The sequence below is a fragment of the Streptomyces sp. NPDC093097 genome (assembly GCF_044754325.1).
Lineage (GTDB): Bacteria > Actinomycetota > Actinomycetes > Streptomycetales > Streptomycetaceae > Streptomyces.
The window spans coordinates 401908-423864 of sequence record NZ_JBIVOW010000003.1; the positions used below are offsets into that span (position 1 = coordinate 401908).

14 protein-coding genes are annotated in these 21957 nt (G+C 74.6%); 7 read left to right on the top strand and 7 right to left on the bottom strand.

Features of this window, described 5'->3' with window-relative positions:
• Nucleotides 1-13: 13 nt before the first annotated feature.
• Genes ACIQE0_RS07125 through ACIQE0_RS07135 form a run of 3 tightly spaced genes read right to left on the bottom strand, consistent with a single transcriptional unit; the run spans nt 14 to nt 3290 of the window.
• Entirely contained in the window at nt 14-970 is a 957-nt protein-coding gene (locus ACIQE0_RS07125) for a sugar phosphate isomerase/epimerase family protein (protein ID WP_366336448.1), read from the bottom strand.
• Complete coding sequence (locus ACIQE0_RS07130; RefSeq protein ID WP_402329620.1) at nt 967-2145, bottom strand: dihydrodipicolinate synthase family protein; 1179 nt, start codon at nt 2143-2145, stop codon at nt 967-969. Before ACIQE0_RS07130 ends, ACIQE0_RS07125 begins: the two co-directional genes overlap by 4 nt.
• A complete protein-coding gene (locus ACIQE0_RS07135; protein WP_402329621.1) occupies nt 2142-3290 on the bottom strand; it encodes a Gfo/Idh/MocA family protein in 1149 nt (382 codons plus the stop codon). Before ACIQE0_RS07135 ends, ACIQE0_RS07130 begins: the two co-directional genes overlap by 4 nt.
• A gap of 177 nt (nt 3291-3467) precedes the next feature.
• On the opposite strand from ACIQE0_RS07135, the gene ACIQE0_RS07140 reads away from it, so the two are divergent.
• The 3 genes from ACIQE0_RS07140 to ACIQE0_RS07150 all read left to right on the top strand — a co-directional run bounded on the left by ACIQE0_RS07140 (nt 3468) and on the right by ACIQE0_RS07150 (nt 7578).
• Complete coding sequence (locus ACIQE0_RS07140) at nt 3468-4622, top strand: LacI family DNA-binding transcriptional regulator (protein WP_402329623.1); 1155 nt, start codon at nt 3468-3470, stop codon at nt 4620-4622.
• Between the two features lie 28 nt (nt 4623-4650).
• The gene (locus ACIQE0_RS07145) at nt 4651-5577 is read left to right on the top strand and encodes a sugar phosphate isomerase/epimerase family protein (RefSeq protein WP_402329625.1); all 927 of its coding nucleotides are present in this window, start codon (nt 4651-4653) and stop codon (nt 5575-5577) included.
• 180 nt (nt 5578-5757) lie between these two features.
• On the top strand, nt 5758-7578 hold the full coding sequence (locus ACIQE0_RS07150; RefSeq protein ID WP_402329627.1) for a glycoside hydrolase family 3 protein: 1821 nt from the start codon (nt 5758-5760) through the stop codon (nt 7576-7578).
• Between the two features lie 63 nt (nt 7579-7641).
• Here the strand turns inward: ACIQE0_RS07150 and ACIQE0_RS07155 are convergent, their stop codons facing one another.
• From ACIQE0_RS07155 to ACIQE0_RS07165, 3 genes are all read right to left on the bottom strand, one after another.
• Nucleotides 7642-9060: a S28 family serine protease gene (locus ACIQE0_RS07155; RefSeq protein ID WP_402329628.1), complete on the bottom strand. Its 1419-nt coding sequence runs from the start codon at nt 9058-9060 to the stop codon at nt 7642-7644.
• A gap of 145 nt (nt 9061-9205) precedes the next feature.
• On the bottom strand, nt 9206-13219 hold the full coding sequence (locus ACIQE0_RS07160) for an ABC transporter ATP-binding protein (RefSeq protein ID WP_402329630.1): 4014 nt from the start codon (nt 13217-13219) through the stop codon (nt 9206-9208).
• A 68-nt stretch (nt 13220-13287) separates the two neighbouring features.
• Complete coding sequence (locus ACIQE0_RS07165; RefSeq protein ID WP_402329631.1) at nt 13288-16107, bottom strand: discoidin domain-containing protein; 2820 nt, start codon at nt 16105-16107, stop codon at nt 13288-13290.
• 231 nt (nt 16108-16338) lie between these two features.
• Between ACIQE0_RS07165 and ACIQE0_RS07170 the strand changes: the two genes are divergently transcribed.
• The 3 genes from ACIQE0_RS07170 to ACIQE0_RS07180 are packed head-to-tail and all read left to right on the top strand — an operon-like array spanning nt 16339 to nt 19917.
• Entirely contained in the window at nt 16339-17127 is a 789-nt protein-coding gene (locus ACIQE0_RS07170; protein WP_366336432.1) for an ATP-binding cassette domain-containing protein, read from the top strand.
• Nucleotides 17099-19258, top strand: a complete 2160-nt coding sequence (locus ACIQE0_RS07175) for a YhgE/Pip family protein (protein WP_402329634.1) — start codon at nt 17099-17101, stop codon at nt 19256-19258. Before ACIQE0_RS07170 ends, ACIQE0_RS07175 begins: the two co-directional genes overlap by 29 nt.
• On the top strand, nt 19255-19917 hold the full coding sequence (locus ACIQE0_RS07180; RefSeq protein ID WP_402329636.1) for a TetR/AcrR family transcriptional regulator: 663 nt from the start codon (nt 19255-19257) through the stop codon (nt 19915-19917). Before ACIQE0_RS07175 ends, ACIQE0_RS07180 begins: the two co-directional genes overlap by 4 nt.
• A 110-nt stretch (nt 19918-20027) precedes the next feature.
• Here the strand turns inward: ACIQE0_RS07180 and speB are convergent, their stop codons facing one another.
• Entirely contained in the window at nt 20028-20999 is a 972-nt protein-coding gene (speB, locus tag ACIQE0_RS07185; protein WP_366336428.1) for an agmatinase, read from the bottom strand.
• Between the two features lie 147 nt (nt 21000-21146).
• Between speB and ACIQE0_RS07190 the strand changes: the two genes are divergently transcribed.
• Nucleotides 21147-21938 carry a phosphatase gene (locus tag ACIQE0_RS07190; RefSeq protein ID WP_402329638.1) on the top strand — a complete coding sequence of 264 codons (792 nt, stop codon included), beginning with the start codon at nt 21147-21149 and terminating at the stop codon, nt 21936-21938.
• The last annotated feature ends 19 nt before the right edge of the window (nt 21939-21957 follow it).

The window sequence follows — 21957 nt, forward strand, 5'->3', positions numbered from 1 at the left end:
GGCGGGGCGGCGGTCAGACGACGTGGCGGGTGAAGCGGGCGAGGGTCTCCGCGAGGACCTCGGTGCCATCGCGGGACCACAGGGACGGGTTGAAGATCTCCACCTCGATGGGGCCCCGGTAGCCGGTCGCGTCGACGCGTTCGCGGAACCAGCGCAGGTCCACCGACCCGTCGCCCAGTTGCCCGCGCCCCAGGAGGACGCCCTCGGGGAGCGGGGTGATCCAGTCGGCGAGTTGGAAGGCGGCGATGCGGGAGGGGCGCCGTTCCGCTCCTTCCTCCCTCCCGTCCGCTCCGTCCTCGGTCCCTTCCGTTGCGTCCTCGGTTCCCTCCGTCCCCTCGGTGCTGTCCGTCCTCGCCGCTCCTTCGGTGCCGCCCGCGCGGGCCAGTTGGTCACCGATCGTGTCGTCCCACCACAGGTGGTAGGTGTCCACGACCACGCCCACCTGGTCGGCGGGGAAGCGCTCGGCCAGGTCGAGTGCCTGGGCGAGGGTGGAGACCACGCAGCGGTCCGCCGCGTACATCGGGTGCAGCGGTTCCAGGGCCAGCCGTACGCCGTGCGCGGCGGCGTACGGGGCGAGTTCGGCGAGGGCGTCGGCGACCCGTTCGCGGGCGCCGGGGAGATCGCGGCTGCCGGGCGGCAGGCCGCCGGAGACCAGGACCAGGGTGTCGGTCCCGAGGGTCGCGGCCTCCTCGATGGCGGCCCGGTTGTCCGCCAGGGCGGTCGTGCGCCCGGCGGGGTCCTCGGCGGTGAAGAAGCCGCCCCGGCACAGGCTGCTGACGGTGAGGCCGGCGTCCCGGAGGAGACGGGCGGCGGCGCGCGCCCCGTAGGCGTGCACCGGGGCGCGCCACAGGCCAACCGCCCGCAGGCCGGCCCGGGCGCAGCCGTCGGCGAGTTCGGGCAGGGACCACTGCCGGAGGGTCTCCTGGTTGAGGCTCAGGCGGGCGAGGAGGGCGGCGCGGGCGTCCGTCATGGGGTGGTCGTCTCCTCGGCTCCGCAGCCGGCCGGCAGGGTGCGCATCCTGGCGGCGGCCAGGTCCGGGTCGGGGAACAGGCCGAGCGCGGTGGCGAGTTCGTGGGCGCGGCGCAGATGCGCCAGGGAGCGGGCGGACTGGAGGCCGCCGACCATGGTGAAGTGGGACTGGTGCCCGGCCAGCCAGGCGAGCAGGACCACGCCGGTCTTGTAGTAGCGAGTGGGTGCCTGGAAGAGGTGGCGGGCCAGTGGGACGGTCGGGTCCAGGACGGCGCGGAAGCCGGCCGGGTCGCCGGCGTCCAGGCGGCGGACGGCCTGGGCGGCCAACGGGGCGAGCGGGTCGAAGACGCCCAGGAGGGCGTCGCTGAAACCGTGCTCGTCGCCGGCGATCAGTTCCGGGTAGTGGAAGTCGTCGCCCGTGTAGCAGCGCACGCCCTCCCCTCGCCCGTCACCGCCCTCGTCCGAGGCTCCTCGGGCCACCCCCGTCGCCTTCAGCCGGCGGCGCAGTCCGACCTCCCGGGCGGCGTCCAGGAGGGAGACCTTGACGCCGTCCACCGCACGGGAGTTGTCGGCGACGATGGCCAGGAGGGTCTCCGTGGCGGCGTCGAGGTCCGGGCTGCCCCAGTAGCCGGCCAGCGCGGGGTCGAACATCGGGCCGAGCCAGTGCAGGATCACCGGACGGCTGGTCTGGCGCAGCAGGTGCCCGTAGAGCTCGCGGTAGGTGTCGGGGCCGGCCCCGAGGGCGGCGAGCTGGCGGGAGGCCATCAGGACCGGCTGCGCGCCGGCGTCCTCGGCGACGGCGAGCTGCTCCTCATAGGCGGCCCGGATGTCCGCCAACGTGGCTCCGATGGCGGGGAGTTGGTCGGTTCCGGCGCCGCAGGCGAGGCGGCCGCCGACCGCGCGGGCCTCGGCGGCCGAGCGGCGGATCAGCTCGGCGGCGCCCGCCCAGTCCAGGCCCATACCGCGCTGTGCGGTGTCCATCGCCTCGGCCACGCCCAGCCCGTGCGCCCAGAGGTGGTGGCGGAAGGCGAGGGTGGCGTCCCAGTCGAGGGCGGCCGGACCGCCCGGTGGGGTGTCGGCGTGCGGGTCGGCGACCACATGGGCGGCGGCGAAGACCGTACGGGAGCGCGGCCGCGGCGGCGCCCCGGTGGGAGGCTCGGCGGCGGACGCGGTCAACGGGTCAGCTCCGGTACGGGGAGACGGCGGCCCTCGGTCGAGGAACGCAGGCCCAGTTCGGCGAGCTGGACGCCGCGGGCGCCCGCCCAGAGGTCCCAGTGCCAGGGCCCGTCGGCCGCCACATGGCGCAGGAAGAGCTCCCACTGGGCCTTGAAGGCGTTGTCGAACGCGGCGTTGTCGGGGACCTCCTGCCACTGGTCGCGGAACGGCTCGGTGGTGGGGAGGTCGGGGTTCCAGACGGGTTTGGGGGTGCTGGCGCGGTGCTGGACGCGGCAGCGGCGCAGCCCGGCGACGGCCGAGCCCTCGGTGCCGTCCACCTGGAACTCCAGCAGTTCGTCGCGGTGCACCCGGACCGCCCAGGAGGAGTTGACCTGGGCGAGGACGCCGCCGTCGAGTTCGAAGAGGGCGTAGGCGGCGTCGTCCGCGGTCGCCCCGTAGGGGGCGCCGGACTCGTCCCAGCGGTGCGGGAGATGGGTGGCGACCCGGGCCTGGACGGCGCGGACCGGCCCGAACAGCTCGTGCAGGACGTACTCCCAGTGCGGGAACATGTCGGAGGCGATCCCGCCGCCGTCCTCGGCGCGGTAGTTCCAGGAGGGGCGCTGGGCGGGCTGCCAGTCGCCCTCGAAGACCCAGTAGCCGAACTCGCCCCGCACGGACAGGACCCGGCCGAAGAAGCCGCCGTCCAGGAGGCGGCGGAGTTTGCGCAGTCCGGGGAGGAAGAGCTTGTCCTGGACGACGCCGTGTTTGACGCCGGCCTCCTCGGCGAGCCGGGCGAGTTCCACGGCGCCGGCGAGACCGAGGGCGGTGGGCTTCTCGACGTAGAGGTGCTTTCCGGCGGCAATCGCTTTCTTCACTGCCGGTTCGCGGGCGGCGGTGACCTGGGCGTCGAAGTAGATCTCGACGGTGTCGTCGGCGAGGACGGTGTCGAGATCGGAGCTCCAGGCGAGGTCGTACCGCTCGGCCAGCGCCCTGACCCGCGGCCCGGAGCGGCCGACGAGCACCGGCTCCGGCCAGAGCACCGTGCCGTCGTCCAGCGGAAGACCGCCCTGGTCGCGCAGGGCGAGAAGGGAGCGGACCAGATGCTGGTGATGGCCCATGCGCCCGGTCGCGCCGTTCATGGCGATGCGTACGGTCCTGCGTGTCACGGTCCGGCCTCTCTCTCGCGTCGTGCGCGTGCGGCGGGTGCGGAATGGGACAGCGGTGGTGTGCGGAGGGGGTGCCTGTGGACAGTAAGCGCTTTCAGTCGTGACGGACGCTAGCCTGCGGAGCGGATCGCCAACAAGGGTGCGTCCCAGGGGTGTTGACGGAGCGGGGAGGGCGCAGTGGCGGTGACGCTGGCGGATGTGGCGGCGCGCGCGGGGGTGTCGGCGGCGACCGTCTCGCGGGTGCTCAGCGGCAGGTATCCGGTGACCGAGGGGACCCGCGGCCGGGTGCTGCGGGCGGTGGCGGAGCTGGAGTACGTCGTCGACGGTCCGGCGAGCGCGCTGGCCGGCGCCGGCTCGGACCTGGTGGGCATCCTCGTCAATGACCTCGCGGACCCGTTCTTCGGGGTGCTGGCCGGCGCCGTCCAGGGGGAGTTGGGCGGCGCCGCCGGCCCCGGGGACGAGAAGCTGGCCGTGGTGTGCGGTACGGGCGGCTCCCCGGAGCGCGAGCTGGACCATCTCACCCGTCTCCAGCGCCAGCGGGCGGCCGCGGTGGTGCTGACCGGCGGGGCGCCTGAGGATCCGGGGCACGCGCGGGCACTCGCCGCCCGGTTGGCGCGGCTGGCGGAGGCGGGCACCAGGGTGGTGCTGTGCGGACGGCCGCCACTGGATCCGGTCGGGGCGGAGGGGGCGGAGCGGCATGCCGCGCGCCGGTCCGGCGCGTCCGTCGCGCCGGTCACCCTGGCGTTCGACAACCGCGGCGGCGCCCGTCGGCTGACGGCGCATCTGCTGGCGCTGGGGCATCGCAGGATCGGCTGCGTGGCGGGCCCGGCCGGCCGCACCACCACCACCGAGCGCCTGGCCGGCCATCGGGACGCACTCGCCGCCCACGGCGTCGCGGACGTACCCGGGCGGACGGTCCCCGGGGCCTACGACCGCGCCTCGGGATACGACGCGGCGGTGGAACTCCTGCGGCGGGAGCCCGACTTGACGGCCGTCGTGGCGGCCAACGACACCGCCGCGCTGGGGGTGTGCGCCGCCCTGCGCGACCGGGGGCTGCGGATACCGCACGACGTCTCGGTCGCCGGTTTCGACGACCTGCCGTTCAGCGTGGACGCCGCGCCCGCGCTGACCACCGTGCGGTTGCCGCTGCTCGAGGCGGGGGCGCGGGCGGGGCGGCTGGCGCTGGGGCGGGCGGTGGCCCCGCCGGGCGGGGTGGCGACGCTGCCCGGGGAGCTGCTGGTCCGGGAGTCGACGGGGCCGGTGCGGTCCGGGGCGGCGGGCGTCGGCGGTGCGGTTTCGGGCGGCATCGGGTCGGGCAGGACAGGAGGCTGACGTGGCGGCGGGCGGGACAGGAGGCGGGATGGCTGGGATGGCTGGGGACGGTGCCCCGGCGGGGGTGCGGACGGCGTTCTCCACGCTCGGGGTGCCCGGGATGCCGGTGGCCGAGGTGGTGCGGCTGGCCGTGGCCTGCGGCTATCAGGGGGTGGAGCTGCGGGCGCATCCTGAAGAGCCGGTGCATCCGGGCCTGGGCGCGCGCGAGCGGGCGGCGGTGCGCGGGCGGTTCGCGGCGGCGGGGGTGGCGGTGCCGGCCGTCGCCGGGTACGCCCGGGTCGCGGCGGAGTGCGCCGGCGCCGGGGCGGAGGCCGCGCTGGCGCACGAGCTGGCCGAACTGGTGCTGCTGGCCGCCGATCTAGGGGCCTGGTACGTCCGGGTCTTCCCCGGGGGCGGCGGCCGGCCGCCGGAGCGGGCGGAGGCGGACGCGGTCCGTCGGCTCTGCGCGGTGGCGCCGCTGGCCGCGGAGCGCGGGGTGCGGGTGCTGCTGGAGACCCATGACTCGCACCGCACGGGAGCGGCGGCGGCCCGGATCGTGGCGGCGGTGGACCATCCGCACGTGGGGGCGCTGTGGGACGTGCTGCACAGCTGGCTCGGCGGCGAGACGCCCACCGCGACGCGCACCGCGCTCGGCCGTCATCTGGGGTATGTGCAGGTCAAGGACGTGGCCTCGGCGCGGGAGTTGACGCCGCTGCCGCTGGGGGCGGGGGTGCTGCCGCTGGCGGAGGTGGTGGCCGCGCTCGGCCCGGCAGGCGGGGGCTGGCTGTGCTGGGAGTACGAGAAGCGGTGGTATCCGGAGGCGGCCGCGCTGCCGGGGCTGCTCCGGGCGGGCCGGGCCCATCTGGAACGGCTGTGGGAGGCGGCGGGCGGGGGCCCGGCGCTGTCCGCCCCCGCCCCGTCGGACCGTCTCCGGACCGGCCGCGCGGCCCCCGGCACCCCTCCGACGGGCCCGTAGCGGGCGGGACTTCGGCGCCCCGCCGTGCCGCCGGCCGTGCCCCACCACACCCCGGCCCGGCCCGCAATCCCTGGGCGGCGCCGCGGTTCCCCGTCATTGACCGGCAGGTGTTTTCCGGTTATCCGTGGCTCCTCGGACGTTTCCCTCACACGTTCGAGGAAGCCCTCGGAAGGAGCGCAGATGCACTCCAGACGTACCGTCCTGACCACCGCCGCAGCGGCCGCCGCGGCCGCCGCCCTGGGGACCGGCACCGCGTCCGCCGTCCCCTCCCCCGCCCCGCCGCCCCCGCGCACCACCCTGGACCGGCTGCGCCGGCTCATCGCCCGGATGACGCCGGAGGAGAAGGCCGGGCAGCTCTTCGTGATGCGGGTGTACGGGGAGTCCGCGACCGATCCGGACCCGGCCGACGTCGCCGCCAACCGCAAGGAGATCGGCGTCGCCGACGCCGCCGAGCTGATCGCCACATACCACGTCGGCGGCATCATCTACTTCGGCTGGGCGCACAACACCCGCGATCCGTACCAGATCGCCGCGCTCTCCAACGGCATCCAGGAGGCGGCCGCCGCCCAGCGCGTCCCCGTCCCGGTGCTGACCGCGACCGACCAGGAGCACGGCATCGTGGCCCGGATCGGGGCGCCGGCGACGCTGTTCCCCGGGGCGATGGCGCTGGGCGCCTCCGGGTCCGTCGAGGACGCCCGCCAGGCGGGGCGGATCGCCGGGCAGGAGCTGCTGGCGATGGGCGTCCGGCAGGACTACGCACCGGACGCCGACGTCAACGTCGACCCCGCCAACCCGGTCATCGGCGTGCGGTCCTTCGGGGCCGACCCGCAGGCGGTGGCCCGTATGGTCGCCGCCCAGGTGCACGGCTACCAGAGCGCGGGGGTGGCGGCCTGCGCCAAGCACTTCCCCGGGCACGGCGACACCGACACCGACAGCCACGTCGGGCTGCCGTACATCCACCACTCCGCCGAGGAGTGGCAGCGGCTGGACGCGCCGCCCTTCGAGGCGGCGATCGCCGCCGGTATCGACTCGGTGATGACCGCGCACATCGTCGTGCCGTCCCTGGACCCCAGCGGCGATCCGGCGACCCTCTCCCGCCCGATCGTCACCGGCGTGCTGCGGCGGCGGCTCGGCTACGGCGGGGTGGTGGTGACGGACTCGCTGGGCATGGAGGGCGTCCGGGTGAAGTACGGGGACGACCGGGTGCCGGTGCTGGCGCTGAAGGCGGGGGTGGACCAGCTGCTGAACCCGCCGGACCTGTCCGTCGCGCACACCGCCGTCGTCCGGGCCCTGCGGGACGGGGAGTTGAGCGAGCCGGAGATCGACGCCAAGCTGCTGCGGATCCTGCTGCTCAAGGAGCGCCGGGGCCTGTTCGCCGCCCCGTACACCTCGCGGCGGCAGGTGGACCGGGTGGTGGGGGTGCGCGCCCACCGTGCCGCGGCGGACCGGATCGCCGAGGGCACCACCACGCTGCTGCGCAACGACGGCGGGCTGCTGCCGCTGTCCCGGCGGCGGACCGGCCGGCTGCTGGTGGTGGGGGCGGACCCGGCCGCGCCGACCGGCACCGGCGGACCGCCGACCGGGGTGCTGGCCGAGGAGTTGACCGGGCTGGGCTTCTCGGCGACCGCGCTGTCCACCGGGACGGCGCCGTCCCGGGAGCTGATCGCCCGGGCCCGGGCGGCCCTGGCCGTGCGGGACGCGGCGGTGGTGGCGACGTACGACGTGACCGCGTCGTCGGCGCAGCGCACGCTGGTCGAGGAGCTGCTGGCCACGGGGCGGCCGGTGGTGCAGCTGGCGGTCCGCAATCCGTACGACATCGCCCTGTTGGACGGGGTGCGGGCGGCGCTGGCGAGCTACTCGTGGACCGATGTGGAGCTGCGGGCGGCGGCCCGGGTGATCGCCGGGCGGCGGGACCCGGTGGGCCGGCTGCCGGTGCCGGTGATGCGCGCGGACGCGCCGGGGACCGTGCTGTACCCGATCGGGCACGGGCTGCGGTACTGAACGGGCCGGGTGCGCCCCGCCGTTGGACCGGCGGGGCGCACCCCTGTGCGGCGCGGTGCGGTCCTACGGGCGCAGGGTCAGGCCCTGGTTGCCCTGCGGCCGGTCCAGGGTGGCGTTGTACGGGGCCTGGGCGAGGGCCCGGCCGTTCGCCGGCGCCGGGAGGCCGGCCCAGGTCAGGAGTTCGGCGGTGGCCTTGGTGCGGTCGGCGTCCTTGAGCTGGGAGATGCTGGCGCCGTGGTTGCCGCCGGGGACGGTGAAGCGGTACGAGTCCCGGGAGCCGCTGCCGAGCGCGAAGGGCTTGGCGCTCCACGGGTCGAACTGCCCGTTGACGAACATCATCCGCGTCGCGTGGTGCCGCACCCAGCGGTCGACGTCGGGCATGGCCCGCTTGTCGAAGCGCATGGGGATGTCGCGGGGCACGAAGTTGCGGGAGTTGTTGATGCCCGGGTAGCGCAGCAGGCCGCGGAGGCCCGGGTAGTGGTACGCGGGCTCACCGAGCTGGGTGCCGGCCTGGTAGTAGTACGGCTGGTACTTCTCCATGCCCTGGTCGGTGTAGGAGTCGAAGCCGCCGACCTTGTCGATCCACTTCCACAGGGTGTCGGTGGAGGCGGTGGGGGCGGGCACCTCGGCGCAGGCGGTGGCGGCGGGCTGGTACTGCCAGAAGCCGAAGACCAGGTCGGTGACGAGGACTTCGTAGGCGCGGTCGGCGTTGCCGACGAGGTGGAAGGTGCGCTTGTTCTCGCCGGCCCACTTCTCGAAGCGGTTGACCATCTCGCCGCGGCGGAGCAGCGCCTCGCGCTCGATCTTCCCGACGGCGGCGCGGCACTCGGGGGTGCCGACGGTGGCGAAGAACCGGTCGTAGGCGCGGGTGTCGTCGCGGTCGGTGTTGTTGGGGGCGACGTAGGCGACGGTGCCGTTCATGTCGTGCGGGAAGAAGCGGCGGTAGTAGGTGGCCGTCATGCCGCCCTTGCTGCCGCCGGTGGCGATCCAGTTCTTGGCGTACACCGCGTGCAGCGCCTGGAAGATGCGGTGCTGGTCGTCGGCGGCCTGCCGGATGTCCAGCTTCTTCCAGTCGGTGGGCACCGGGCGGGACGGGGTGAAGTAGCGGTATTCCAGGGAGACCTGGTTACCGTCGATGATCTTGGTGGGCTCGCTGCGGGACGGTGTGGTGCTCACGTTGTAGCCGGAGGTGAAGAACACCGTCGGGCGGTCCACCGACTTGTGGAGCAGGGTCAGCCGCTGCTGGAAGGTGCCCTTCTGCGGGTGCTGGTGGTCGATCGGCTGGGTGTAGTCGAGGACGAAGTAGCGGTAGCCGTCGACCGGCTTCTCCTCGATGAGGTGCATACCGGGGATCGCGAGGATCCGGTCCTTGATGTCGGCGCCGTCCGAGCCGGCGGCGGTGGCCGCCCCGGCCGGTGCGGCGGCGCCCGCCGTGCCTATGAGCACGGCGAGCGCCGGCAGCCATCTCTTGCGCTTGCGCATGGGCCCTCCCCTTGGGGTGCGTGAGGTCGGGCCGAACCTATCGGCGCACCAGGGGGCGCCACCAGGGCATGTCCGTAATATCCCAACGTCCGTCCGGCAGGGGCGACTTCGCCGGCCCGCCCGGACCCCCTTCAGGGCGCCGCGCTCACACCTTCACGGCCTCCTCCTCGCCGGTGAAGGTCCGCCACAGTGCGGCGTACCGGCCGCCGTGGGCGAGGAGTTGGGCGTGGGTGCCGTCCTCGGTGATCCGGCCGCGGTCGAGGACGACGACCCGGTCGGCGCGGGCGGCGGTGGTGAGCCGGTGGGCGACGATCAGGGTGGTGCGCGCGGCAGCGTTCGACGAAGGGCGGTGAACGGGCGAGGAGTCGGCCGTGGCGCCGGCGCGGCGGCCGGAGAGCCGTTCGGTGGCCTGGTTGACGACGGCTTCGGTGGCCAGGTCCAGGGCGGCGGTGGCCTCGTCGAGCAACAGGACGTCGGGGCCGGTGAGTTCGGCGCGGGCCAGGGCGAGCAGCTGGCGCTGGCCGGCGGAGAGGTTGCGGCCGCGCTCGGCGACCTCGTGGAGGTAGCCGCCGTCCAGCCCGGCGATCATGGTGTGCGCGCCGACCGCCCGGGCGGCGGCCTCCACCTCGGCGTCGCCGGCGTCCGGGCGGCCGTAGGCGATGGCGTCGCGGACCGTGCCGGCGAAGAGGTAGGACTCCTGGGGGACGACGCCGAGCCGGCGGCGGTAGCCGGTCAGGTCCAGCTCGCGCAGGTCGGTGCCGTCGACGCGGACCGCGCCGGCGGTCGGGTCGTAGAAGCGGGCGACGAGCTTGACGAGGGTGGACTTGCCGGCGCCGGTCTCGCCGACGAAGGCGACCGTCTGGCCGGCGGGGATGGTCAGGTCGACGCCGGCCAGGGCCGGTTCGTCGTGGTCGCCGTAGTGGAAGTGGACGTCGTCGAAGGTGATCTCGCCGCGCAGCGCGGGGACCGGGCGGGGGTGCTCGGCGGGCGGGGTGGTGGTGGGCTGGGCGAGCAGTTCGCCGATCCGGCCGAGCGAGACGGACGCCTGCTGGTAGCCGTCGAAGACCTGGGAGAGCTGCTGGACGGGGGCGAAGAACAGGTCGATGTAGAGGAGGTAGGCGACCAGGGCGCCGGCGCTGAGGGTGTGCCCGCCGATCCGGTCGGCGCCGACGATCAGCACCAGCGCGGACGCCACCGACGACAGCAGCTGGACGAACGGGAAGTAGACCGATATCAGGAACTGGCCGCGCACCCGGGCCTGGCGGTAGGCGTCGCTGCGCGCGGCGTACCGCTGCGCGCCATGCCCCTCGCGGCGGAACGCCTGGACGATCCGCAGCCCGGCGACGCTCTCCTGGAGGTCGCCGTTGACGGTGCTGATGCGCTCGCGGGCGAGCTCGTACGCCTGGACGCTGCGCTTGCGGAAGACGTAGGTGGCCAGGACGAGCGGCGGGAGGGTGGCGAAGACGACCAGGGCCAGCTGGACGTCGATGGCGAGCAGGGCGAGCAGGATGCCGAAGAAGGTGAGGACCGAGACGACGGCGGTGACCAGGCCGGTCTGGAGGAACGTGGACAGCGCGTCGACGTCGGTGGTCATCCGCGTCATGATCTTGCCGGTCAACTCGCGCTCGTAGTAGTCGAGTCCGAGGCGCTGGAGCTGGGAGAAGATCTTCAGGCGGAGCGAGTACAGGACCCGTTCGCCGGTGCGGCCGGTCATGCGGTTGGCGCCGAACTGGGCGGCCCACTGGGCGATCACCACGACCAGGGCGAGGGCGGCGGCGATCCAGACACCGGCCAGGACGCCGCGCCGGACGCCGTCGTCGATGCCCTGCCGGATGAGGACCGGCAGCAGCAGGGAGGCGAAGGCGTCCACCGCGACCAGCAGGAGGGCCAGCAGCAGCGGCCTGCCGAAGCCGTGCAGCAGGCGGCGCAGGCCGTAGGAGCGCTCGGGGCGGACGGCGGCGGCCTCGTCGATGTCGGGGGCGTCGGTGGCCGGGGGCAACGCGGCGACCCGGGCGAGGAGTTCGGGGGTGGCCGGCGATCCGGCCATGGCGGCGGCGATGCCGGGGCCGGCGGCGGCGGTGGCCGCGCGGGGGGCGGTGCCGGCGGCGCCCGCTTCGGCCTCCTGCTCGCGGCGGACCCACAGTTCGGGGGTGATGCCGCCGGTGGCGGCCGCGGCGGCATCGGCGTCGGCGGCGGGCCCGTCGGGGGCGGCGTCGACGAGGGCTCCGGGGCGGCGGACGGGGGCCGTTGCGGCCAGGGTGCCGGGGGCCGTGAACGCGTCGTCGAGGGTGCCGGCCAGCGCCCCGGCCGGGTCGTGCGGGACGCCGCCCAACTCCTCGGGGTCGGTCAGCAGGCGGCGGTAGAGGGCGCAGCGCTCGGCGAGCTCCTCCTGGGTGCCGACGTCGACCAGGCGGCCGCCGTCGAGGACCGCGACCCGGTCGGCGAGGGCCAGGGTGGAGGCGCGGTGGGCGATCAGCAGCGTCGTCCGGCCGGCCATGACGCCGCGCAGCGCCTCGTGGATCTCGTGCTCGACGCGGGCGTCGACGGCGGAGGTGGCGTCGTCCAGGACCAGCAGCCGGGGGTCGGTGAGGAGGGCGCGGGCCAGGGCTATGCGCTGCCGCTGACCGCCGGAGAGGGTCAGGCCCTGCTCGCCGACCTCGGTGTCGTAGCCCTGGGGGAGCTCGGATATGAAGCGGTCGGCCTGGGCGGCGCGGGCGGCGGCGCGGATCTGCTCGTCGGTGGCCTCCGGGTGGCCGTAGGCGATGTTGTCCCGTATGGAGTCGGAGAACAGGAAGCTGCTCTCGGGGACCAGGCCGATGGCGGCGCGCAGCGAGGCGAGGGTGAGGTCGCGGACGTCGTGGCCGCCGACCAGGACGCGGCCGGCGGTCGCGTCGTAGAAGCGGGGCAGCAGCAGGGAGACGGTGGACTTGCCGCTGCCGGAGGTGCCGATGACGGCGACCGTCTCGCCGGCGTCGATGCGCAGCGAGAAGGCGTCGAGCACCGGGCGGGGGGCGGGCGGCGCGTCGCCGTCGCCGGGCGCTCCCGCGCGCTCGGCGGCCGGGTCGTGGTGCGGGCCGTAGCCGAAGGTCACCTGGTCGAAGACGACGGTGGCCGGGGCGTCGGCGGGCAGTTCGTGGGCATCCGGGCGCTCGGTGATGGTCGGTTCGGTGTCGATGAGCTCGTAGACCCGCTCCACGCCGGCGCGGGCCTGCTGGGCGACGGTCAGCATCATCGCCAGCATCCGGACCGGGCCGACCAACTGCGCGAGGTAGGTGGAGAAGGCGACGAAGGTGCCGAGGGTGATGTGGCCCTGGGTGGCCATCCAGCCGCCGAGCGCCAGCATCGCGACCTGGCCGAGGGCGGGGACGGCCTGGAGGGCGGGGGTGTAGCGGGCGTTGAGGCGGACGGTGCGCAGCCGGGCGGCGAACAGCCGGCGGCCGACCTCGCGGAGCTTGCCGGTCTCCTGCTCCTCCTGGCCGAAGCCCTTGACGACCCGGACGCCGGAGACCGCGCCGTCCACGACGGAGGCGACCGCGGCGGCCTGCCCCTGGGCGTACCAGGTGGCGGGGAAGAGGCGGGTGCGGCTGCGCCGGGCGATGAACCACAGGGCCGGCGCGACGGCCAGGGCGACCACGGTCAGCAGCGGTGAGAGGAAGGCCATCACGGCCAGTGAGACGGCGAAGAGCAGGACGTTCCCGATCATCATCGGGAGCATGAACAGCAGGCTCTGGATGAGCTGGAGGTCGCTGGTGGCGCGGCCGACGACCTGGCCGGTGCTGAGTTCGTCCTGCCGCCGCCCGTCGAGCCGGGCCAGCGCGTCGTACATGCGGGTGCGCAGGTCGTGCTGGACGTCGAGGGCGAGGCGCCCGCCGTAGAAGCGGCGGAGGTAGGTGAGGGCGTAGACCACGACGGCGGCGGCGATCAGGAGGGTCGCCCAGGGGGCGAGGGACCGCTCGTGCCGCACGATCACGTCGTCGATGATCAGCTTCGGGATGAGCGGGACGAGGGCGGTGACGGCCATCCCGGCGAGCGAGGCGCCGAGCGCCAGGAGGACGTCCTTGCGGTACCTCCAGCAGTCCCGGGTCAACCGCTGTGCCCAGCTCTTGTGTGCTGTGTCCGTCCCCGCCACCCGATGCCTCCCATGCGTCGTCTGCCGCATGGCACCAACACCGGGGGCGGCGGATTTCATCCCGCCGTAACAAAAACGCCGGCGCGGGCCGGGCCGGGTCAGTGCGCCCGCGTCACCTCCAGCTCCGTCAGGCCCGGGCGCGGGGCGGGTCCGCCGCCGGGCGCGGGCCGGGGGTCGCCGTGGACCACGACGCGGACGTACCGGGCCGGGCTGCGGCCCGCGTAGCCGGTGCCGGTCCAGTGCGTGCCGTCCAGGGAGACCTGGACGAGGAAGGAGCGGGGGCGGGTGGCGGTCCAGTGCGGGGTGATCCGGCCGACGGTCCTGGTGCGGCCGAGGTCGACGGTGAGGGTGGCGTCGGCGGCCCGGGGGATCCAGGCGGTGGTGGCGTTGCCGTCGACCGCGGCGGCGGCGTAGTTGCCGGGTTGCTCGGAGGTCGCGGTGGCGGGGGCGCAGCGGGCGAGGTCGGTGGTCGGGTCGAGGTCGGGGCGGCGGGTCGTAAGGACGGCCGGGGCGCCGCGGCCGACCAGCTTCGGGCCCTCGGGGGTGGCCAGCGGCAGGGCCGCTCCCGAGGTCAGCGTGACCGTGGTGCGGTGGGCGCCGAGCGCGAGGTCGAAGGTGCGCCCCTGCCAGTGCAGAGCGCGCAGGGTGACGCCGGTGGCCAGCTGCGGCGGCAGCAGCGGGTCCAGCCGGAGCCGGTCCTCGGCCATCCGCAGACCGGTCAGCCCGTGGGTGAAGACCTGGAGGAAGCCGCCCTTGCCGGTGAGGAAGTCCTGGGCGGGGCGGCCGGCGTGCGGGTCGGCGGCGCCGGCCTTGGCGCCGCGGGACTCGGAGAACTCCGCGAACGGGCCGCGGACGAACGGCCCGATGGCGCGCTGGAGGTAGGTGTGGGTGACGCAGCCGGGCTCGCCGAGGGCGGCCGCGACGATGGCGTGCACGGAGTCGGTCATGGCGGGGCCGTCGGGGTCGGTGCGGGCCACGTAGTAGTCGAGGGTGGCGGCGGCCTGCTGCCGGGTCATCGGCCATTGCAGGGGGTAGATCAGGAGCACCGCGTCGGCCTGCTTGATGGTCCGGCCCGTGTACCCGGCGTACTGCCGGAAGACGTGGCGGCGGGCGTCGTAGGGGATGCGCAGCCGGTCGGCGACGGCCGTCCAGGAAGCGGGGGCCGCTTCGCCCAGGAGAGTGGCGGCGCGGGCGGCGTGGCGCAGTGCGGTGGCGGCGCCGGCGTTGGTGAAGACCGCGTCGTCGACGCCGTTGCTGTACTCGTCGGGACCGGCGACGTTGTTGATCGAATAGCTGCCGTCGGCGTTGCGGGTGACCCGGGAGGCCCAGTAGCGGGCGATGCCCGCCAGGACGGGCCAGCCGCGGCTGCGCAGCCAGGCGGTGTCCTTGGTGGCGAGGTAGTACTGCCAGGTGGCGAGGGAGATGTCGCCCATGAGGTGGTCCTGGGTCGTGCAGTGCGGCGGCTCCCAGCTGTGGCACTCGGTCCACAGGTCGCCGGAGCTGCCGCTGGTCCAGGGGTAGAAGAGCCCGCGGTAGCCCAGGCGGCGGGCGTTGGCGCGGGCGGCGCGGCGGGTGCGGTAGCGGTAGTCGACGACGGACCGGGCGAGGTCGGGGTGGGTGGCCAGCAGGCCGGGGAACATCCAGGTCTCGGCGTCCCAGAAGATCTCGCCGGCGTAGTTGTCGCTGGTCAGCCCGGTGGGGCCGATGCTGTCGGCGCTGCCGGGGCGGGTGGCGGCCAGGAGGCCGTACTGCGCGGAGCGGACCCAGAGCTGGAGGGCGGGCTGCCCGGGCACCTCGATGTCGCTGCGCCACAGCTCCCGCCAGGCGGCGCGGTGCCGGGCGGTCAGGGCGCGCCAGCCGAGGTCCGCGGCCCGGCGGGAGGCGGTCCGGGCGGCGGCGCGGGGGGCGCGGGAGGTGAGCGCGGTGTCCACGCCGACGTACTTGGTGAGCTCGTAGGTGCGGTCGCGGCGGACCGGGAAGGTCAGGCGCTGGTGGGCGCTGAGGCCCTCGGCGACGGCCGCGGCGTGCGGGGCGGGGCGGGGCCGGACGGCCCGGACTCCGGAGCCTGCGCGGAGGGTGGAGGCGACGGCGCCCTCGGTGCCGGTGCCGTCCGTGCGGAAGCCGACGGCGACCGTGCCGGGCCGTCCGGCGCGCTCGCCGGGGGCCGGGCCGGCGGGGCGCAGCCGGCGGGCGCCGCGGCCGTCGAGGGCGTCGGTGACGGTCGCCTCGCCGCTCCAGTGGGGCGTCATCCGCAGGCGGACCGCCGCGGTGTGCGGATCGGCCCGGTCGGCGAGCACGTCGTAGACCAGGTCGGTGGCCCGGCCGTCGGCGGCGGTCCAGGTCAGCGAGGTGCGGACGGTGCCGCAGCGCAGGGAGAGGGTCTGGCGGTAGCGGGTGAGGCGGACCGGGGCGGTGGCCGAGGAGAACGTCTCGGCGTGCGGGCCGCCGGTGGTGACGTCGAGGGTGGTCCAGGTGGGGAGGGCGGCGATGGCCTGGCGGCCGCGGAGCCTGGCCGGGCCCCTGGCGTAGAGGCCGGCGACGAAGGAGCCGTCGTACTCGGGGGTCTTGAGGGGCCAGCCGGTGGTGCCGCCGGGGGCGGCGTAGCCCATGCCGTTGGGCGGTATCCGCTGGCCGAGGTAGCCGTTGCCGACGTAGGCGTGGAAGCCGTCCCGGGTGTCGGGGGCGGTCGCGGTGGCGGCCCAGCCGGGGGCGGTGCAGGAGCGCTGCGCGGCGGTGTCCGGGTCGGGGGCCGTGCCGGCGGCGGCCGGGGCGGTGGGGGCGAGGGCCGCGACCAGCGCGCCGGCGAGCAGGGCGGCGAGCGGGCCGGGCGGGCGGCGGGGCCCGGTGCGGCGGGCCGCCGGGGGCCGCGTGCGTGCGGTGCCGTCGTGGTGGTGCGGCGTGCGCTCCGGGTGGTCCATGGCCCTCCGTCCCCGCGTGTCCGTGCCGCGACCGCGGCCCGGCCCCAAGCCTCGGCGCTGGCAGACGTCCGCGCACCCCAGGACCTGTCCGATCGGGACCGGTTACCTGTCGGTCCGTCGCTTTCCGGACGAGACCGTCGATTTCCGGCCCGTGCACGGCCCCCGATTGGTCAACACGGGCATGCGTACGGCACACTTTTAGACTGACCAGTCAGATCAAAAGGAGGGGTTGTGGAGACCACCCGTCAGGGGGCGGCCGTCAACGCCCGGGGAATCGGAGTGAAGGGCCCGCGCGGATGGGCCTTCAGAGGCGTCGACATCACCGCGGACCCGGGATCGCTGGTCGCAGTGCAGGGACCCTCCGGCTCCGGCCGCACCTGCCTGCTGCTCGCGCTCACCGGACGGATGCGCCTGGCCGAGGGCTCCGCCACGGTCGCCGGCTTCCCGCTGCCCAAGCGGATGGGGACGGTCCGCGGCCGTACGGCGCTCGCGCACGTGCCCGGCGTCGCCGAGCTCGAACCGGCGCTCACGGTCGGCGAACACCTCCAGGAGCAGGCCCTGTTGGGCCGCCGCGGTATGCCCCTGTGGGGCCGGCGCCGCAAGGAGGCCATCCGGGCCCTGGTCGATGCCGCGCTGACGACCGCCGGACTCGACCCGGACACCCTCCCCAAGGGCCTGCGGACCTGCGTCCGCGACCTGGAGCGGCTGGAGGCGCTGCGGGTGTCGGTGGCGCTCGCGGCGATGCACCAGCCGCATCTGCTGGCCGTCGACGACCTCGACATGAAGCTGACGCCCGAAGAGCGCACCGCCGCCTGGCAGTTGCTCCGGGACGTGGCCCTGGCCGGCACCACCGTGGTCGCCGTCGCCTCCGACGCCCCGGTGGACGCCCTGGTCGTCTCCACCGCCCCGGCCGCCGCCACCGCCACCCCCACGGCCCGACCGGCCACCCCCGACACCCACCAGCCCGAAATCCACGAGGAGGAAGCGGCGCATGCGTTCGCCGAGACTGGCCGCGCTTGAGCTCCGGCGCTTCGGCAGGGGCAAGCTCCCCCGGCTTGGCCTGGTCGCCCTGATGCTCATCCCGCTGCTGTACGGAGCGCTCTACCTCTGCTCCTTCTGGGACCCCTACAGCCGGCTGGACAAGATCCCGGTCGCCCTGGTCAACCAGGACGAGGGCGCCACCTCCGACGGCAAGAAGCTGACCGCCGGCGCCGACCTGGCCCGGAACGTCAAGGACAGCAAGACCTTCGAGTGGGAGGAGGTCGGCGCCGCCGACGCCGCCAAGGGTCTGGAAGAGGGCAAGTACTACCTCTCGCTGACCGTCCCGAAGGACTTCAGCCAGAAGATCGTCTCCAGCGGTGGTGACACCCCGCAGACCGGTGCCCTCCAGGTCCGCACCAACGACGCCAACAACTACATCGTCGGCTCCATCTCCAAGACGGTGTTCTCGGAGATCCGCGCCAAGACCTCGGCGAAGTCCACCCGGGGCTTCCTCGACAAGATCTTCGTGTCGTTCTCCGACCTGCACGACCAGACCGCCGAGGCCGCCGACGGCGCGGGCAAGGTGGACGACGGCCTGGGCACCGCCCGGCAGAAGACCAGCGAACTCGCCGACGGGCTCGACAAGTTGAACCGCGGCGCCGGCGACCTCGCCAACGGCGCGGGCGACCTGAGCCAGGGCGCGGGCAAGCTCCACAACGGCGCGTCGCAGGCCGCCGCCAAGGCCAAGCAGCTCAGCGACGGGGCCGGCAAGGTCGCGGACGGCACCCAGCAGCTCGCCGACAAGGTCCACGGCATCGCCAAGAAGGACCTCCCCTTCCTCCGCGAACACGGCGCGGAGATCGGGCGGAAGGCCCAGATCGTCGCCGACCTCACCCAGAAGCTCGACGACGACCTCAGCAAGCTGCCGGGGAACTCCGCCAAGGCGGCCTCCGAGGCACGCAAGAACGCCGACGACGCCGCGGCGCTGTACCGGGAGCGGTGCGGGCTGACGAGCACCGACGCGGACTGCCCGCGCCTGAAGGGGATCGCGGCGGGCACCTCCGCCGCCGCCGACGCGGCGGAGAAGGTCGACGACACCCTCGCGCACACCGACTTCGGGAACCTGCACGCCAAGCTGCGCGAGCTGCACGAGGTCGCCACCAAGGTCGCCACGCAGGCCCCCGGCATCGCCGACCGCGCGGACACCGCGATCAGCCAGATCAACCAGCTCAACGCCGGTGCCCACCAGGTCTCCGACGGCGCCGGCCAGTTCGCCGCTGGGCTCGGTACCCTCGCCAACGGCGCGGGCGACCTCGCCAACGGCGCCGGCCAGCTCCACAACGGCGCCGGCCAGCTCCACAACGGTCTGGGCACCGCCCACGACGGCGCCGAGAAGATCAGCGGCGGTCTCTACAAGCTCAAGGACGGCGCCAACCAGCTGGCCACCGGCCTGCACAAGGGCGTCGCCAAGATCCCGGACTACGACAAGAAGGACCGCGACGACCGCACCGACGTGATGTCCGACCCGGTCAAGCTGGCCGCCAAGTCGATGCACAAGGCGCCCAACTACGGCACCGGTCTCGCGCCGTACTTCATCCCGCTCTCCCTCTGGGTCGGCGCGATGGTCGCGTACATGCTGCTGGCGCCGCTCGGCAAGCGGGCGCTGGCCGCGGGCGCGCCCGGCTGGCGGATCGCGCTCGGCGCCTGGCTGCCGGCGTTCGCCATCGGCATCGTCCAGGTGCTGGCCCTGATGGCCGTGCTGCACTGGGCCCTGGGCCTGGAGATGGAGCACGCCGGCGCCACCATCGGCTTCCTGATGCTGGCCACCGCCTGCTTCGCCGCCGTCATCCAGCTGCTGAGCGCCTTCTTCGGGCCGGCGGGCCGGGTGCTCACGCTGGTCATCCTGATGCTCCAGCTGACCTCGGCGGGCGGCACCTACCCGGTGCAGACCAGCCCGGCGTTCTTCTCGGCGATCCACCCCTTCCTGCCGATGAGCTACGTCGTCGACGGCCTGCGCCGGCTGATCACCGGTGGTGACCTGGACGTCGTCTGGCAGGGCAGCATCGTGCTCGCCGCCTTCACGCTGGGCGCGCTGGCCCTCACCGCGCTTGCGGCCCGCAGCCGCCAGGTCGTGCGGATGAAGGACCTGCACCCGGAGCTCAGCCTGTGAGCACCCGCTCCGGAAACGGGGGCGGCGCCGGCACCGGCACCGCCCCCGTGGCCCACCCCCGCACCGCGCCGCGCCGCACCGCGACCCGGCGCCGGCTCTTCGACGCCGCCGTCACCCTCATCGCCGAACAGGGCTTCTCCGCCACCACCGTCGACGAGATCGCGGACCGCGCCGGCGTCGCCAAGGGCACCGTCTACTACAACTTCAGCAGCAAGAACGTCCTCTACGAGGAACTCCTGCGGGACGGCATCGACCTGCTCGCCGCCTCGCTGCGCACCGCCGCCGACAAGACCGTCGCCGGCGGCGGCACCCGGGTCGACGCGCTGGACGCGATGATCCGCGCCGGCCTGGACTTCATCGCCGGCGCCCCCGCCCTCACCCAGCTCTACGTCGCCGAGCTGTGGCGCACCAACCGCACCTGGCGCGCCACCCTCACCTCCGTACGGGGCCATGCCCTGGCGGTGGTGGAGTCGGTCCTCCAGGACGCCGTGCGCGCCGGCGAACTCAGCGACGAACTCGATGTCCCGCTCACCGCCTCGGCGCTGCTGGGCATGGTGCTGATCGCCGCGCTGGACTGGCAGTCGTTCCAGCCGGAGCGGTCGGTCGAGGAGGTGCACGCCGCGCTCTCCCAGCTGGTGCAGGGGCGCGTGGGGGCGTGAACTGTGGGGCCGGGCACGGTACTTCCGCGCCCGGCCCCACAGTTCGCGTCGCAACGCCGAACCGCCGGCGGGCCGTTGGGCCCGCCGGCGGTTCTGTGCTGTGCGGCCGGTCAGCCGCGGGCGGCCGCGATCTGCCGCGACATGATCGTGGTCAGCTCGTACGCGGTGTGCGAGGCGGCGACGGCGGTGATCTCGGCGTGGTCGTAGGCCGGGGCCACCTCCACCACGTCGGCGGACACCAGGTTGCAGGACGCCAGCCCGCGCAGGATCTCCAGCAGTTCGCGGGAGGTCATGCCGCCCGCCTCCGGCGTGCCGGTGCCCGGGGCGTGCGCCGGGTCCAGGCAGTCGATGTCGATGGAGATGTAGAGCGGCCGGTCGCCGATGCGCTGGCGCAACTGGTCGGCGACCTCGTCGGCACCGCGCCGGTAGACGTCCGCCGAGGTGACGATGCCGAAGCCCATCTTCTCGTCGTCGGTGAGGTCCTGCTTGCCGTAGAGCGGACCGCGGGTACCGACGTGGGAGAGCGCGGAGGTGTCGAGGATGCCCTCCTCGACGGCCCGGCGGAACGGCGTCCCGTGGGTGTACTCGGCGCCGAAGTAGGTGTCCCAGGTGTCCAGGTGCGCGTCGAAGTGCAGCAGCGCGACCGGGCCGTGCTTCTTGGCGACCGAGCGCAGCAGCGGCAGCGCGATGGTGTGGTCGCCGCCGAGCGTCATCATCCGGGCACCGGAGCCGAGGAGGTCGTCCGCGGCGGCCTCGATGGTCTCCACGGCCTCGTTGATGTTGAACGGGTTGGCCGCGATGTCCCCGGCGTCGGCGACCTGCGCCAGCGCGAACGGCGAGGCGTCCTGCGCCGGGTTGTACGGGCGCAGCAGCCGCGAGGCCTCACGGATCGCGTTGCCGCCGAAGCGGGCGCCCGGGCGGTAGGAGACGCCGGTGTCGAAGGGGACACCCACGACGGCGACATCGGTCCGGCCGCCGACCTCGTCGAGGCGGGGCAGCCGGGCGAAGGTCGCGGGCCCGGCGTAGCGCGGAATGCGGGAGGAGTCGACGGGGCCCACGGGCTCGTTCGATGCGGTGGTCATGGGCCGAGGCTAGGGACGGGCGGGCCCCGGCAACATGGACACTTACGGCCTCCGCTCCCCCGTCGTTCGACATTCTGTCCACCCGGTCCGGTGTCCGGCAGGCGAAACGTCCCTCCCGGACAGACCCCGCCGGGCACAATTGACGCCATGCCGATAGCCGCTGCTGCCCCCTCGCGTGCCCACCTCATCGACCATCTCGTACGGACCCGGATCGCCGGCGACGTCGCCACCCCCCGCGAGAACAACCTCCTGCACTACCGCAGGCTCGCGAACGGCGACCGCCACTACTGGTTCGGCCTGGAGCTGGGCGGCCGCTGGGCGGACGAGCAGGACGTCCTGGCGGTGATGGCGGAGCGCTGCGGCGTCAGCGACGACCCCGACCACCGGCAGGGCCAGGACACCATCGACCCCGAGCTGACCGTCGACGCCCTGGACCGGGCCGCCGCCGTGCTGCGCAAGGCGGCCGCCGACCGCCAGCGCGTGCTGTTCGCCACCGGCCACCCCGGCGGCCTGCTGGACGTCCACCGCGCCACGGCCCAGGCCCTGCGCACCCGGGGCTGCGAGATCATGGTGATCCCCGACGGGCTCCAGGCCGACGACGGCATGGTCTTCCAGTTCGGCGACGTGGCGATGCTGGAGCGCGGCGCCACGCTGTGGCACACCCACTCCCCCGAGCCGATGGCCGCCGTCCTGAACGCCCTGGAGCGCACCGGCCGGCCCTGGCCGGACCTGGTCGTGGCCGACCACGGCTGGGCCGGCTGCGCGGCCCAACGCGCCATCCCCACCGTCGGCTTCGCCGACTGCAACGACCCGGCCCTCTTCCTCGCCGAGTCCGAGGGCACCCTCCAGGTGACCATCCCGCTGGACGACCACGTCCGCAGCCCCCGCCACTACGACCCGCTCACCGCCTACCTCCTCGCGGCGGCGGAGCTGCTCTGACCGACGGGAGCCGGACGGG